The organism is Streptomyces triticirhizae (genome assembly GCF_003696235.1).
Lineage (GTDB): Bacteria > Actinomycetota > Actinomycetes > Streptomycetales > Streptomycetaceae > Streptomyces > Streptomyces triticirhizae.
On the sequence record NZ_RFFJ01000178.1, the window covers coordinates 1 to 12,716 of the forward strand.

Genomic DNA, 12,716 nt, shown 5'->3' on the forward strand with positions numbered 1-12,716 from the left:
GGGGTGCCGGCCGTTGGCCGTCTTGGGGCCCCGGCCAACGGCCGGGGCCCCAAGACGTGCCAGGGCCGGTGCGGGGCTCTGCCCGGGGTTGGGCTGCGAGCGGGCCGTGCCCCCTGCGGGGGGCCGGAGTTCGCCGGGCCCGAACGGGCCGCTGCCCCCGCGCGCCGTCCCAAAATGCCGCCGTCGGACGGTCGTTGGCCGGTGCCTGACGGGCCGGGCCGGGCACCTCGGACATGCCGGTGGCGCCCGGGCGCCCCCCGAGCGCCTCGGGCCAGGCGCGGGCCCAGGGGCCCCGGGTCAGGTGCGTGCCCAGCGTGGCACCCACATGTCACCGGGCGGCTCGGGTGCCGTCTCGCGCAGGTAGGCGCGCAGTGCGGTCAGCGCCGGGTGGCGCTCCCCGGTGCGGAACAGCAGGCTGTGCGGGTACACCGGCGTCGGGTCGTGCAGGGCGACGCGTCGCAGGTCGTGGGCCTGGGGCCACACGTACCGGTCCCCGGCGCCCACGAGGGTGGCCAGGGAGGCCGAGTCGGCCAGGGCGTCCATGAGGGCCTCGTCGCCGAAGTGGGGGCCGAGCGCGTCGATGCTCAGTCCGAACGTCTCGGACAGCGCCTCATAGAACGCCGACCACTCCATGCCCGGTCGGATGCCGGGCACCCAGATGCGGTGCCCCACGAGGTCGGCGGGCCTGATCGCGCGGGCGTCCGCCAGCGGGTGGGCGGGGCCGACCAGGAGTTGGAGGGGGAAGTCCAGGAGCCGTTCGGCGCTGACTCCGGCGGGAACCCGGTCGGCCGGCAGCGCGCGGAAGGTGGCGTCGACCGTTCCCTTCACCACGGCCTCCGTCGCCTCGGCCGCGTTCACCTGGCCCAGGGCAACCGCCTCCAGGCTGGTCCGGGGATGGGAGCGGTAGAACCGGTAGACGGCCTGGCCCGGGGCGATGCGCTGGTTGAGAACGTCGACCCGCAGGGGCCTGCCTCCCGGGCGCACGGAGTGCTCGGCCCGCGCGACGGCGGCCAGGACCTTCCTGGCGTGGGGCAGGAAGGCCCGGCCGTCCAGGCTCAGTTGGGACCCGCGAGGGGTCCGCACCAGCAGGGTGACGTCGAGGTCCCTCTCCAGGCCGGCGATCCGCTTGGACACCGCCTGCTGGCTGATGCCGAGTTCGTCGGCCGCCGCCTGGAACTGACCCACGTCGGCCACGGCCACGAACGTCCGGACGGCTTCGACATCCATGCCCGGGATCGTACGCGTCACAACCAGGGGTGGTGACGGACGCCCCGACCGGTTGTTTGCCCGCGAGATCGCGGCGTTGGTTCACTCCGATCGGCCACACGAGGGTTGTCACCGGGAGGCGGAATGGACTTCGTGCAGAGGGTGCGGCGGGCGATTGACAGGGCGGAGCGGATCAACGCGCTCACCTATGCCCAGCAGGACGAGATCCGCGAGCGGTGGACCGAACTCACCGGGCAGGCGGTGGACGAGACCTTCCACCTGATCCCGCCCGTCTACACCGACCACGGTGTGAACCTCCGGGTGGGCCGCGACGTCTTCGTGAACCAGGGCTGCCGCTTCAACGACATGGGTGGCATCGAGATCGGTGACGACGTGATGCTCGGCCCGAACGTCAGCCTGATCTCCTCGGGACACCCGCTGGACCCGGACCGGCGCCGTTCCGAGGTCACGTCGGCGCCGATCCGGATCGAACGCAACGTCTGGATCGGGGCGTCCGCCGTGGTCCTGCAAGGAGTGACCGTCGGTGCCGACGCGGTGGTCGCCGCCGGTGCCGTGGTGACCCGTGACGTTCCCGCTCGGAGCGTCGTCGCGGGGGTGCCGGCGAGGGTGATCAAGAAGATCGACTGAGTTCGCCCCCGCGCCGTTCCGGGATGCGCGGCCCCGAACCCCTCCCGTCATCCCGGCAGCGGCGCCGCCTCGTCCCCCGAGGCCAGCGCGGCGAACAGATCGCCCAACTCGTCCACGCGGCCCGGGAGATCGGCGAGGGTGATCTCCAGGTCCTCGGGGGTCTCGCAGGCCGCGATCTCGTCCCAGGTCACGGGCGCGGAGACCGTCGGCAGGGGCCGGGCGCGAAGGGTGTAGGGGGTGGCGGTGGTCTTGCGGGCGGCGTTCTGGCTGTGGTCGATGAAGACGCGGCCCGGGCGGAGGCGGCGGGCCATCGCCGCGATGGCCAGGTCGGGCAGGTCGCGGCCGGCCTCGACGGCCAGCCGCTTCGCGTAGGCGGAGGTCTCCCCGGCCGGGGTCGGCGTCACCGGGCACAGCAGGTGCAGGCCCTTGGACCCGGAGGTCTTGGCGTAGCAGGTGAGCCCGTCGGCGGCCAGCCGTTCCCGCAGCCAGAGCGCGACCCGGCAGCAGTCGACCACGGTGGCCGGCTCGCCCGGGTCGAGGTCGAAGACGAGCCGGTCGGCGGTGCCCGGGTCGTTCAGTGTCCACTGCGGGGTGTGGAACTCCACGACCAGGTTCGCCGCCCACACCAGCGAGGGCAGGTCCTGGACGACGAGCTGGCGCATCGTGCCGCCGCCGGAGCGGGGCACCTCGCCGGTCATCACCCAGTCGGGGGTTCCGGGCGGAACGTTCTTGGTGAAGAAGCGCTGGCCGTCCCCGCCGTCCGGGTAGCGCAGCAGGCTCAGTGGCCGATCGACCAGGTGGGGCAGGAGCAGCGCGCCGTGGGTGGCGTAGTGGTGCAGCAGCTCGCCCTTGGTGGTGCCGTCGGCGTAGAGCACCTTGTCGAGGTTGGAGAGCGTCAGTCGACGATCCTCCACGGTGACCACAGGCATACCCTGAGGTTGGCATGGCTGGCGCGAAAGGGGCAGATCATGCGATCCATCTGGAAAGGGTCCATCTCATTTGGTCTGGTGACCATTCCCATCAAGGTGGTCAGCGCCACCGAGAACCACTCCGTCTCCTTCCGGCAGGTGCACACCGCCGACGAGGGCCGCATCCGGTACCGCAAGGTGTGCGAGCTGGACGGCCAGGAGCTGAGCGGGGACGAGATCGGGAAGGCGTACCAGGCCGCCGACGGAACGCTGGTGCAGATCAGTGACGAGGATCTGGCCGCGCTTCCGCTGCCCACCGCGCGGACCGTGGAGATCCTCGGCTTCGTTCCGATCTCCAGCGTCGACCCCTACCAGCTGGACCGTTCCTACTACCTGGCGCCCGACAGCGGCGCCGCCAAGCCCTATGTGCTGCTGCGCGAGGCGCTGCGCCGTTCCGGGCAGGCGGCGGTCGCCAAGTTGGCGATGCGGGGGCGGGAGACGCTGGCGCTGGTGCGGACCCGGGAGGACGAGGACGTGCTGGGGATGCACACGCTGCTGTGGCCGGACGAGATCCGTTCGTCCGAGGGGCTCGCGCCCACCGAGCAGGTCACCGTGCGGGACGCCGAGTTGGACATGGCGGACACCCTGATGGACACCCTGGGTTCGGTGGACATGTCCGAGCTGCACGACGAGTACCGGGAGGCCGTGGAGACCCTCGTCAACGCCAAGTTGGAGGGCATCGAGCCGCCCAGCCCCGGCGAGGAGGCCGCCCGGGGCGGCCGCGTGGTGGACCTGATGGCCGCCCTGGAGGACAGCGTGCGCAGCGCGCGGGAGTCCCGGGGGGAGGGCGGCGAGGACGCCACGGTCACCGACATCTCCGGCGGGGGGCGGGGCGGCCGGCAGGCGAAGAAGTCGGCCGCCGGGAAGTCCACGGCGGGCAGGGGCGCGGCCAAGAAGTCCCAGGCGAAGAAGTCCACGGCCAAGAAGTCGACGGCCAAGAAGTCCGCCGGGAAGAAGATTGCGTCGAAGAAGTCGACGACGAAGAAGGCCGCCGGGTCACGCCGCCGCGCCTCCTGACCGTTCCACCCGCGACCGTTCCACCCGCGACCGTTCCACCCGCTTCTCGGGCCACCGCCGTGGCCGGCCGCCCCTGGGCGAGGTACTCGTGCGGCTCGCCGGCGGTCCGCGCCACCGCCACCACGCAACACGGGTCGGAGAAGAGTTCGAGCGGGGTGGCCGTGCGGTGCGGCCCGTTGGTGTCCCGCGCGGCCATCCTCCGATGCCAGCGGTGGTCCACGGACATCCTCGCCGCCGCCCATCCCGTTCGTGGGTCCCACCGGCCCCGGTCCTGCCGGAGCGGGGCGACTGTGACCCACGGGGGCGTTCCGGGCGGCGAGGGGGCGCTGCCGGCGAGCCGGACAGCCTCCGGAGGTCCGGGAGTTCAGCCCTTGGGCGGGTAGGAGTAGAAGCCGGCGCCCGACTTCCGGCCCAGCTGGCCGGCGGCCACCATCCGCAGCAGCAGCGGCGGGGGAGCGTAGAGCGGCTCCTTCAGCTCCTCGTACATCGAGGCGGCGATCGAGGCCACGGTGTCCAGGCCGATCAGGTCGGCCACCTTCAACGGGCCCTGCGGGTGGGCGCAGCCCAGCTCCATCCCGGCGTCGATGTCGTCGCGGCTGGCCGCGCCCGACTCGAACATCCGGATGGCGGAGAGGAGATACGGGATCAACAGCCCGTTGACCACGAAGCCGGAACGGTCCTGGGCGCGGATCGCGTGCTTGCCCAACACCCCGGTGACCAGGGCCTCGGCCCGCTTGACGGTGGCCTCGCCGGTGGTCAGCGCGGGGACCAGCTCCACCAGCCGCTGCACCTGCGCCGGGTTGAAGAAGTGCACGCCGAGCACCTGAGCGGGGCGGGAGGTCGCCACCGCGAGGTTGACCAGCGGGATCGCGGAGGTGTTGGAGGCCAGAATGGCGTCCTCCCTGGTCACCACCTGGTCGAGCACCTGGAAGATCTCGGTCTTCACCTGCTCGTTCTCCACCACGGCCTCGATCACCAGGTCGCGGTCGGCGAACTCGCCCAGGTCGGTGGTGAACGTCAGCCGCTCCAGCGCCGCGTCGCGCTCGGGCACGTCGATCTTGCCGCGTTCGACGGCCCGCTCCAGGGAATTGACCAGGCGGGTCCGGCCCAGCTCCAGCGCCTCCCCGGTGGTCTCGGCGACCCGCACCTCCAGCCCCGCCCGGGCACACACCTCGGCGATGCCGGCCCCCATCTGGCCGCATCCCACCACGCCCACGCGTTCGATATCCGTCACGCCGTGCCCCTTCGTCGGTACTGGCTCTCGTCGGTCAGGGGCCCGACGTTACCCGCGCGGTGCCGGCGGAGCGCCGCCCGGGTCCCGGCCCCCCGGCTTCCGGCCGGCGTCCCCGCCGCTCCCCTCGGCCGAATCCGGCTCGTCGTCGAGCACGATGGGCTGGTACTCGCGGGCGTAGGAGGCGAGGAACGTGCGGGCTGGGGCCGGCAGTGGCAGGTCGACCGCGACCGAGTACTCCAGGACGCGCTTCCGCTCGTGGAAGCTCCACACCGTGTACTCGGGGGCGCCCTCCGAGAGGCCCGGGTAGCGGTCCGCGCTGCCCAGGAGGTCGAGCAGCTCGGCGAGGCCCATGCCGGAGACCTCCTCGGCCGCCAACGCCGGGCCCTCGGGCAGTTCGGTGCGTTCGCCGCCCCCGGCCGCGCGCGCCGTGCCGTGCTCGGCCAACGTGGCGAGCTGTTCGCGCTCCAGCCTGAACCAGGGACCGCGTCGGGTCAGGACCAGCCAGCTGTCGGTGGCGGTGTGGCGGAAGATCTCGCAGCCCTCGCCCCGGTAGATCGGGTCGCCGAAGTGGAAGCCCGGCTGGTGCGGCGTGTGGGTCTCACCGCCGGCCTCGAACATCAGGCTCTTTCCGTACCCGGTCATGATCGTCCGGATCTCCGCCAGGAACGCCTCCCTGTGCTCCCAGCCGGACAGGCAGGAGAAGTGCAGGGCCCCTTCGAAGAAGGGCGCGTCCGACCGCCACTCGGCGCGCAGCAGCGTGTAGCTGGGCACGTAGTAGCTCCAGCCCGGAATCTGGAGCACGAACTCCCCACAGATCCGGCAGGAGTTCAACTCATCAGTCATTGGCGTTGCCTGCCTGTCTGCCTGGGCGCGCGGGCCCGTCGATGGCCGCGGCCCGCCAGCCGGTACCACTCCGGACGCGGCGGTCGTGGTTCCGGAGAGAGCGGAACAGTTGTGTCCGGATCGCTCCCCTTGGGTGAGCTTTCTGTCGCGGAGCGTCGAAACCAGGGCCGCCCGGGTGTGTCAGCGGCCGGTGAGGCCCGCATTCCGTCACGCTGTGCTGGGCATGGATAACGGAACGACACGTCTGGGGGCACACTCATGGGTTCGATCAGCCGCCGGGGCTTCGCCCTGGTCTCGATGGCCACGCTGGCCGGCACGCTCAGCACCGCCTCGTCGGCCGGGGCGCACCAGCGGGTGCGGCCGGCGCCGAGGGAGGACGGGGCGGCCGGCGGGCCCGCGCCGCTCGCCGAGGAGCTGCGCGGCATGTGGATCGCCTCGGTCAGCAACATCGACTGGCCGACCCGGCCGGGGCAGTCACCCGAGACCGTCCGCGCCGACCTGCTCAAACTCCTGGACGTGGCGGTGCGTTGGGAGTTGAACACCGTCTTCCTCCAGGTGCGGCCCACCGCCGACGCCCTGTGGCCGTCCCCGCACGAGCCCTGGTCCGAGTGGCTCACCGGCAGCCAGGGCCAGGACCCGGGCTGGGACCCGCTGGCCTTCGCGGTGGAGGAGGCGCACGCCAGGGGGCTGGCGTTGCACGCCTGGTTCAACCCCTACCGGGTCGCCACCCACACCGACCGCTCCCGGCTCGCCGCCGACCACCCGGCCCGCCGCGAGCCGAGCTGGGCGGTGCCCTACGGCGGCCGGCTCTACTACAACCCGGGCCTGCCGGAGGTCCGTTCGTTCGTCCAGGACGCGATGATGGACGCCGTCACCTCCTACGACATCGACGGCGTGCACTGGGACGACTACTTCTACCCCTACCCGGTCGCGGGCGAGGTGTTCGACGACGACGCCGCGTTCGCCGAGTACGGCGGGGACTTCGCCGACCGGGGCGACTGGCGCCGGCACAACATCGACCTGCTGGTGCGCGAGATGCGCGACCGGGTGGCCGAGGCCAAGCCCGAACTGCCCTTCGGTGTCAGCCCGTTCGCGGTCTGGCGGAACCGCTCGACCGATCCGCTGGGCTCCGACACCCGGGGCGGCGTGCAGACCTACGACGACCTCTACGCCGACGTCCGCACCTGGGTGCGGGAGTCCTGGATCGACTATGTCGTCCCGCAGGTGTACTGGCACATCGGGAACGAGGCCGCCGACTACGCGGTGCTCGCCGACTGGTGGTCGGAGGTCGCCGACGGCACCGACGTCGCGCTCTACCTGGGCGAGGCCGCCTACAAGGTGGGCGACCCGGCGCAGCCGGCCGCCTGGCAGGACCCGGCCGAGCTGTCCTCCCACCTGACGCTCTGCGCGGACCGGCACCCGCAGGTCACCGGCCATGTCTTCTACTCCGCCCAGCAGGTCGCCGCCGACCCGCTGGGCGCGCTCACCCGGGTCTGGGAGGACCACTACCGCTCCGGTTCGTGAACGGCCGCGCGGGTGCGGGCCCGGGCCGGGACCGGGGTCCGAACAGGGGTCCGAACCGGGGTCGCCGAATTTAACGTGCGAGTAGTGGTCTACTCCTTCAGGTGTTCGTACCATCACGCCATGCTGGTCACGCTGATAGCCGCTGCCCGCAGTTCCTCGCTTCTCGACGCCCGCTTCGACGACGAACGGCCCCTGGACGCGGCCGGCTGGCAGGCCCTGGAACGCGCCATCCCCGCGCTCCTGCCGCTGGCCGCCGCCGAGTTGCGCTACTGCTCACCCACGCCGTGCAGCCGGCAGACCGGCGAGGCCCTCGGCCTGGCGCCGCTGGCCCAACCCGCCCTGCGGGACTGCGACATGGGCCGCTGGCGCGGCATGACCCTCCAGGAGGTCACCGCCCGCGAGCCGCAGGCCGTCGACGCCTGGCTGGCCGACCCCAGGTCGGCGCCGCACGGCGGTGAGTCGCTGCTGGCCTTCGTCTCCCGGATCGGCGGCTGGCTGGACACCCGCCCCATCGAGAACGACGGCCTGGTGGTGGCGGTCACCGAACCCACCGTGATCAGGGCGGCGATGCTCTACGCGCTCAAGGCGCCGCCGGCCTCCTACTGGCGCACCGAGGTCCACCCGCTCTCCGTGGTCAGCCTCAGCGGGGGGCGGGGACGGTGGTCCCTGCGGCTGGGCTGACGGCCCCCGCCCGTTCCGCGCCCGCCCGTTCCTCCTGGTCGCCGCCGTAGCCGGCGGCGATCTCGGCCGCCGTCCGGGCCAGCAGCCGGCGCACCTCGGGCGGGTCGTCCACCACCACCCGGGTGCCGAACTGCAACAGCTGGTGCGCCGCGCCCAGTTCCTGGTACCGCAGCTCGACCGGCACCCACTCCCGCCCCTCGGCGCGCCCGTCGCCCTCGGGCAGCGCCGCGACCGAGGACCCGGAGATCCGCAGGAACAGGTCAAGCCGGGAACGGTGCACCCGGGCGCGCACCGTCAACGGCGTCGGCCGTTCCTCCACCCGGCGCCGCAACTCCTCCCAGACCTCGGCCAGTTCGACGCCGGGCCGGCGGCGCGCCGGCTCGGCGGCCGTGCTCACGGCTGCCATCCGGTCGGCGCGGAAGAGCCGGGGCGCCGCCCGGTGGTCGGCCACCAGGTACCAGATCCCCGCCTTCACCACCAGCCCGTAGGGATCGACGGTGAACCGGCGCGGCGCCGGCGAACCACTCGGCCGGTAGCGCAGCCGCAGCCTGCGGTCGGCCAGGACCGCCTCCAACAGGGCCGCGACATCCACCTCCGGGCGCGGCCCGCCCAGCCAGCGGTCCGGGTCGACGAGCACCCGCCGGCTGGTCAGCTCGGCCGCCGGGCGGTGCGGCGCCGGCAGCGCGGCCATCACCTTCCGCAGCGCCGTGCCCAGCGCGCCGTCCAGGCCCAGCGCCGCGTGGGTGCCCTGCGCCGTCAGCACGAACAGCGCCCGCGCCTCGTCGGCGGTCAGCCCGCTCACATCGGTGCGGTAGCCGGGGAGCAGCGCGATCCCGCCGCGCCGACCGCGCTCCGCGTAGACCGGAACGCCGGCCGTCGAGAGCGCTTCCACGTCCCGGTAGACCGTGCGCACCGACACCTCCATCCGCCGCGCCAGCTCGGCGGCCGGCACCCGCGCCCGGGTCTGGAGCAGCAGCAGGATCGACAGCAGGCGGTCGGCCCGCATCACAACCTCCCGTGGGCAACGTGGGCAACGTGGGGGACGGGTGACGGCCCCGCCGGCGAAAACTTGCCGGAAGATGTCAGGTTATGCCAGCCAGAGTGCCTCTGACCACGACGAACGACCAGGTCGAGGAGTTCCCATGACCACCTTCCGGCATGACACATCCCCCGAGGCGCCCCGGGGCGGGCCGCACCCCACGCCGCTGGCCGACCGCGACGTGGCCGACCTCCGCCGTCGGGTGACCGGTCCCGTCCTGCTGCCGGACGACCCCGGCTTCGCGGCGGAGTTCGCCGGCTACAACAGCGCCCGGGTCGAGCGCCCCGCCCTCGCGGTCGGCGCCACCGACACCGTCGACGTGGCGGTGGCCCTCGCCTTCGCCCGCGACCGGGGGCTGACCGTCGCCGTCGCCAACACCGGTCACGGCAGGGCCCGTTCCGCCGACGGTGCGCTGCTGCTCAACGTCTCCCGGATGACGGCGCTGAGCGTGGACCCGGCCGCCGGCCTCGCCCGGGTCGGGGCCGGGGTCCCCGCCCGTCGGGTGGCGGAGGCGGCGGCCGAGCACGGGCTGTCCGCGCCGGTCGGCTCGTCGGGACAGGTCGGGCTGGTTGGCTACACCCTGGGCGGCGGGCTGCCGGTGCTCGGGCGGACCCTGGGCTGGGCGGCGGAACGGGTCAGCGCCCTGGAGCTGGTGACGCCCGACGCCCGCACCCTGCGGGTCACCGAGCACAGCGACCCCGAGCTGTTCTGGGCGGTGCGCGGCGGCCGGGACAACTTCGGCGTGGTCACCGAGCTGGAGATGGAACTCGCCCCGCTCCGCGCGTTCTTCGGCGGCGGCCTCCACTTCGCCGCCGAGACCGAGGAACGGATCGCCGAACTGCTCCACGCCTACGCGGCCTGGACCGAAGGAGTGCCGCAGGAGACGCACTCCTCGCTCGCCGTGGTGCCGTTCCCCGACGTGTCCCAGCTCCCGCCCCCGCTGCGCGGCCGGCGCGTCGCCCATCTGCGGGTCGCCTGGACGGGAGCGCCGGCCGAGGGGGAGGCCCTGCTCGCCGGCTGGCGGGAACGCGGGCCGCTGGCCGTCTCGTGGGGCGAGCTGCCGGCCACCGCCGTGACCGCGCTCCACCAGGAACCCGACGAACCCGCCCCGTTCACCCGGGACTCGGCGCTGCTGGACCGCGTGGACGACGCCGTGGTGCGGGCCTTCGCGGAGGCGGCCGGGCCGGGGGCCGGGCGCGCCCACATCCTTGAGGTGCGCCACCTGGGCGGGGCGCTGGCCCGGCCGGCCGGGCGGCCCTTCCCCGGCGTGCGGCGCTCGGCGTCGCACCTGCTGAACGCGATCTCGGTCCTCCTCGGCCCCGACGGGACGCCGGAGGCGACCGGCGCGGTGCGCCGCCGGCTGTTCGACGCGGTGGCCGGGCGGAGCCTGGGGCGGCTGGGCAACTTCACCGGCGGCGGCGATGACATGCCCGCCGCCGTGGCGGCCGACGCCTACGCGCCGGCCGAACTCGCCAGGCTGCGCGCGGTCAAGGCACGCCTCGATCCGGGGAACGCCTTCCGGCACAACGCGAACGTCCCGCCGGCTGAGTCGTTCCCCGGGTGAGTCGTTCCCCGGTGAGCCGTCGCGGGTGAGCCGTGCGCGCCGGGTGCGCCGCCCCCGGCCGGGCCGTTGTCCGGCGCGCACGGCACCATGGGGGGATGAACACGCGACCTGTGCTGGTCTTCGACGGCGACTGCGGCTTCTGCACGACCTCGGTGAACGTCGCCGAGCGGTGGATCAGACCCGACTGCACCGTGGTCGCCTGGCAGTTCGCCGACCTGGCGGCGCTCGGGGCGACCGAGGAGCGGGCCCGGCACGAGGTGCTGTGGGTGACCCCGGCCGGTCGGGTCCACGGTGGGGCCGCCGCCGTCGCCCGGCTGCTGATGCGGGCCGGCGGGGTCTGGGCCCCGCTGGGCGCGCTGCTCACGCTGCCGCCGGTGAGCTGGCTGGCCCGCCTCGGGTACCGGCTGGTCGCCGCCAACCGGCACCGCCTGCCCGGCGGGACCCCGGCCTGCGCGCTGCCTCCGGGTGGCCGCCCTGGCGCCCGGTAGCGGAAGCCGGGTCATTCCCCGGCGTGGTCGGCCGAACGGCCAACCACGCCGGGGAGCACGGGAGTTGGTTACCGAGTGTGCCCAGTTGATTTCGGCCATCCCGGGCCGGAATCCTGGGCGGCCGTCACGCGGGGGATTGGTCCGGTGGCTCGGCGTGCTCGGGGCGGACGGCGGTCAGGGTGGAGATCTCCTCGATGTCCCGGCCGGTGAGGGTGATCTGTCCGCCGCCTCTGTTGTGCGGGAACTCCCGCAGTCGTGCCTTCCGGCGAATCCAACTCGCCGACCAGGGCAGCCATCTGGCGGCCTCCTCGGGGGTGTAGTGGAAGAGTTCGCCCTCCGGAGTCCCAGGTGCGGGCACCTGTCGTCCGGGTGGGGGTGGTGGTGCGGGGTCGCCCTCGGCGCGCAGCAGATCGTCGACGGGGGCCTCCAGTGCCAGGGCGATCCGGTGCAGACTCGCCTCGCTGGCGCCGGCCATGCCGCGCTCCAGCCGGGAGAGATGGCCCCGGTCGAGACCGGTGAGTCGGGCCAGTTCGCGAAGGCTCATCCGCCGCACCACGCGGATGGCTCGGATCGCGGTGCCGTTCGGTGTCACGTTCAGAGGATAGGGCCATGGACGATGCGTGAGCAACCATTGATGCTTAGTAACTAAGCATCAATGCCTAGTGGTTGCTTACTTCGGCCATCAAGTGAGCCTGAAGCAACCAAATAGCGCTGTACATGCTGATCAATGGCTGATTTGCGGCTGGTGCGTTGCTCCTAGGTGCGGCAACCTACAGTGCATGACTCAAGACTGGGCACGACTGGGAACGAAGTTGAAGCGCGCGCGAGAGAGCCGTGGGCTGCAACAGAAGTTCGTCGCCAAGTCCCTCACAGTGGAGCGCGGCGCCATCTACAACATCGAGAAGGGCGCCATCAAGAAGCTCACCGGGACCATCAACCGCTATGCGGAGATGGTGGGTTGGACCCCGGAGTCGCTGCGGCTCGTGCTGGAGGGCGGTGAGCCGGTGACCGTGGACGACGTCGAGCGGTCCAGCGCGGTCGCCCGCTCGGGCGAGCCGGCCCCCGCCGGCGACCCCGGCCTGGCCGGGCTGTCCCTGCTGGTGCGGAAGGCCCTCTCCGAGGGCGAGTTGATCGACTCCGAGGTGCAGTCTCTGAACACTCCGGCGGGCCAGATCCAGGTGGCCATCGTCGCCCGGGCGCAACCCGGCGCGAGCCCGGCCCAGTTGGACGAGGCCGGCGCGCTCTGGGCCCGGCTGCGCGCCGCGTTGGTCAAGGCCCTCGACGAGGAACGGGGTGGCGGCCGCTAGGCCACCCGAGGACCGTGGCGTCCCGCCCGAGACGCCACACTCAGCCGCAATGCATTCCGCACCATGCGGAAACCGTCAGGCGATGTACACCGTCACCCTCCGGGAGGAAGGGCCCGGAGACGCCCACGGCAGACCGAGGGCCGCGCGGCCGCCCGCCGCGCGGCCCGTTCGCGTGCGCGGTGCGCGGGCGGCGCGGC

Annotated in this window: 13 protein-coding genes; 7 read left to right on the top strand and 6 right to left on the bottom strand. The window is 73.1% G+C overall.

Annotation, left to right across the window (positions count from 1 at the left end; translation table 11 throughout):
* Positions 1-297: 297 nt before the first annotated feature.
* A complete protein-coding gene (locus EBN88_RS23800; RefSeq protein WP_122399121.1) occupies positions 298-1,227 on the bottom strand; it encodes a LysR family transcriptional regulator in 930 nt (309 codons plus the stop codon).
* 123 nt (positions 1,228-1,350) lie between these two features.
* On the opposite strand from EBN88_RS23800, the gene EBN88_RS23805 reads away from it, so the two are divergent.
* Positions 1,351-1,854, top strand: a complete 504-nt coding sequence (locus tag EBN88_RS23805; protein ID WP_122399122.1) for a DapH/DapD/GlmU-related protein — start codon at positions 1,351-1,353, stop codon at positions 1,852-1,854.
* 47 nt (positions 1,855-1,901) lie between these two features.
* Here the strand turns inward: EBN88_RS23805 and ligD are convergent, their stop codons facing one another.
* The gene (ligD, locus tag EBN88_RS23810) at positions 1,902-2,783 is read right to left on the bottom strand and encodes a non-homologous end-joining DNA ligase (RefSeq protein WP_122399123.1); all 882 of its coding nucleotides are present in this window, start codon (positions 2,781-2,783) and stop codon (positions 1,902-1,904) included.
* Positions 2,784-2,822: 39 nt separating this feature from the next.
* On the opposite strand from ligD, the gene ku reads away from it, so the two are divergent.
* Positions 2,823-3,839 (top strand): non-homologous end joining protein Ku, encoded by a 1,017-nt coding sequence (ku, locus tag EBN88_RS23815; RefSeq protein WP_122399124.1) that lies wholly within the window; start codon positions 2,823-2,825, stop codon positions 3,837-3,839.
* A gap of 364 nt (positions 3,840-4,203) precedes the next feature.
* Here ku and EBN88_RS23820 read toward each other — a convergent pair whose 3' ends face one another.
* Positions 4,204-5,073: a 3-hydroxybutyryl-CoA dehydrogenase gene (locus tag EBN88_RS23820; RefSeq protein ID WP_122399125.1), complete on the bottom strand. Its 870-nt coding sequence runs from the start codon at positions 5,071-5,073 to the stop codon at positions 4,204-4,206.
* A gap of 48 nt (positions 5,074-5,121) precedes the next feature.
* The gene (locus tag EBN88_RS23825) at positions 5,122-5,916 is read right to left on the bottom strand and encodes a hypothetical protein (protein ID WP_147472820.1); all 795 of its coding nucleotides are present in this window, start codon (positions 5,914-5,916) and stop codon (positions 5,122-5,124) included.
* 258 nt (positions 5,917-6,174) lie between these two features.
* On the opposite strand from EBN88_RS23825, the gene EBN88_RS23830 reads away from it, so the two are divergent.
* Together EBN88_RS23830 and EBN88_RS23835 are read left to right on the top strand one after the other, a co-directional pair.
* Positions 6,175-7,440: a glycoside hydrolase family 10 protein gene (locus EBN88_RS23830; RefSeq protein ID WP_122399127.1), complete on the top strand. Its 1,266-nt coding sequence runs from the start codon at positions 6,175-6,177 to the stop codon at positions 7,438-7,440.
* Between the two features lie 120 nt (positions 7,441-7,560).
* Positions 7,561-8,121 carry a histidine phosphatase family protein gene (locus EBN88_RS23835; protein WP_122399133.1) on the top strand — a complete coding sequence of 187 codons (561 nt, stop codon included), beginning with the start codon at positions 7,561-7,563 and terminating at the stop codon, positions 8,119-8,121.
* On the opposite strand, the gene EBN88_RS23840 is transcribed toward EBN88_RS23835, so the two are convergent.
* Positions 8,081-9,127, bottom strand: a complete 1,047-nt coding sequence (locus EBN88_RS23840; protein WP_122399128.1) for a helix-turn-helix transcriptional regulator — start codon at positions 9,125-9,127, stop codon at positions 8,081-8,083. The genes EBN88_RS23835 and EBN88_RS23840 overlap by 41 nt on opposite strands.
* Positions 9,128-9,263: 136 nt before the next feature.
* On the opposite strand from EBN88_RS23840, the gene EBN88_RS23845 reads away from it, so the two are divergent.
* Together EBN88_RS23845 and EBN88_RS23850 are read left to right on the top strand one after the other, a co-directional pair.
* Positions 9,264-10,724 carry an FAD-binding oxidoreductase gene (locus EBN88_RS23845; RefSeq protein ID WP_158621507.1) on the top strand — a complete coding sequence of 487 codons (1,461 nt, stop codon included), beginning with the start codon at positions 9,264-9,266 and terminating at the stop codon, positions 10,722-10,724.
* A gap of 95 nt (positions 10,725-10,819) precedes the next feature.
* On the top strand, positions 10,820-11,212 hold the full coding sequence (locus EBN88_RS23850; RefSeq protein WP_122399130.1) for a thiol-disulfide oxidoreductase DCC family protein: 393 nt from the start codon (positions 10,820-10,822) through the stop codon (positions 11,210-11,212).
* A gap of 124 nt (positions 11,213-11,336) precedes the next feature.
* On the opposite strand, the gene EBN88_RS23855 is transcribed toward EBN88_RS23850, so the two are convergent.
* Positions 11,337-11,804 (bottom strand): XRE family transcriptional regulator, encoded by a 468-nt coding sequence (locus EBN88_RS23855; RefSeq protein WP_147472821.1) that lies wholly within the window; start codon positions 11,802-11,804, stop codon positions 11,337-11,339.
* 220 nt (positions 11,805-12,024) lie between these two features.
* Here EBN88_RS23855 and EBN88_RS23860 point away from each other — a divergent pair, with 220 nt between their 5' ends.
* Entirely contained in the window at positions 12,025-12,519 is a 495-nt protein-coding gene (locus EBN88_RS23860; protein ID WP_158621509.1) for a hypothetical protein, read from the top strand.
* Positions 12,520-12,716 lie beyond the last annotated feature (197 nt).

What these genes read in the sequence shown, in the direction of transcription:
- EBN88_RS23845 (WP_158621507.1), top strand. Translation starts at nt 9,264, where the DNA reads ATGACCACCTTCCGGCATGACACATCCCCCGAGGCGCCCCGGGGCGGG.
- EBN88_RS23830 (WP_122399127.1), top strand. Translation starts at nt 6,175, where the DNA reads ATGGGTTCGATCAGCCGCCGGGGCTTCGCCCTGGTCTCGATGGCCACG.
- ku (WP_122399124.1), top strand. Translation starts at nt 2,823, where the DNA reads ATGCGATCCATCTGGAAAGGGTCCATCTCATTTGGTCTGGTGACCATT.
- EBN88_RS23840 (WP_122399128.1), bottom strand. Translation starts at nt 9,127, where the DNA reads ATGCGGGCCGACCGCCTGCTGTCGATCCTGCTGCTGCTCCAGACCCGG.
- EBN88_RS23825 (WP_147472820.1), bottom strand. Translation starts at nt 5,916, where the DNA reads ATGACTGATGAGTTGAACTCCTGCCGGATCTGTGGGGAGTTCGTGCTC.
- EBN88_RS23835 (WP_122399133.1), top strand. Translation starts at nt 7,561, where the DNA reads ATGCTGGTCACGCTGATAGCCGCTGCCCGCAGTTCCTCGCTTCTCGAC.
- ligD (WP_122399123.1), bottom strand. Translation starts at nt 2,783, where the DNA reads ATGCCTGTGGTCACCGTGGAGGATCGTCGACTGACGCTCTCCAACCTC.
- EBN88_RS23850 (WP_122399130.1), top strand. Translation starts at nt 10,820, where the DNA reads ATGAACACGCGACCTGTGCTGGTCTTCGACGGCGACTGCGGCTTCTGC.
- EBN88_RS23800 (WP_122399121.1), bottom strand. Translation starts at nt 1,227, where the DNA reads ATGGATGTCGAAGCCGTCCGGACGTTCGTGGCCGTGGCCGACGTGGGT.
- EBN88_RS23805 (WP_122399122.1), top strand. Translation starts at nt 1,351, where the DNA reads ATGGACTTCGTGCAGAGGGTGCGGCGGGCGATTGACAGGGCGGAGCGG.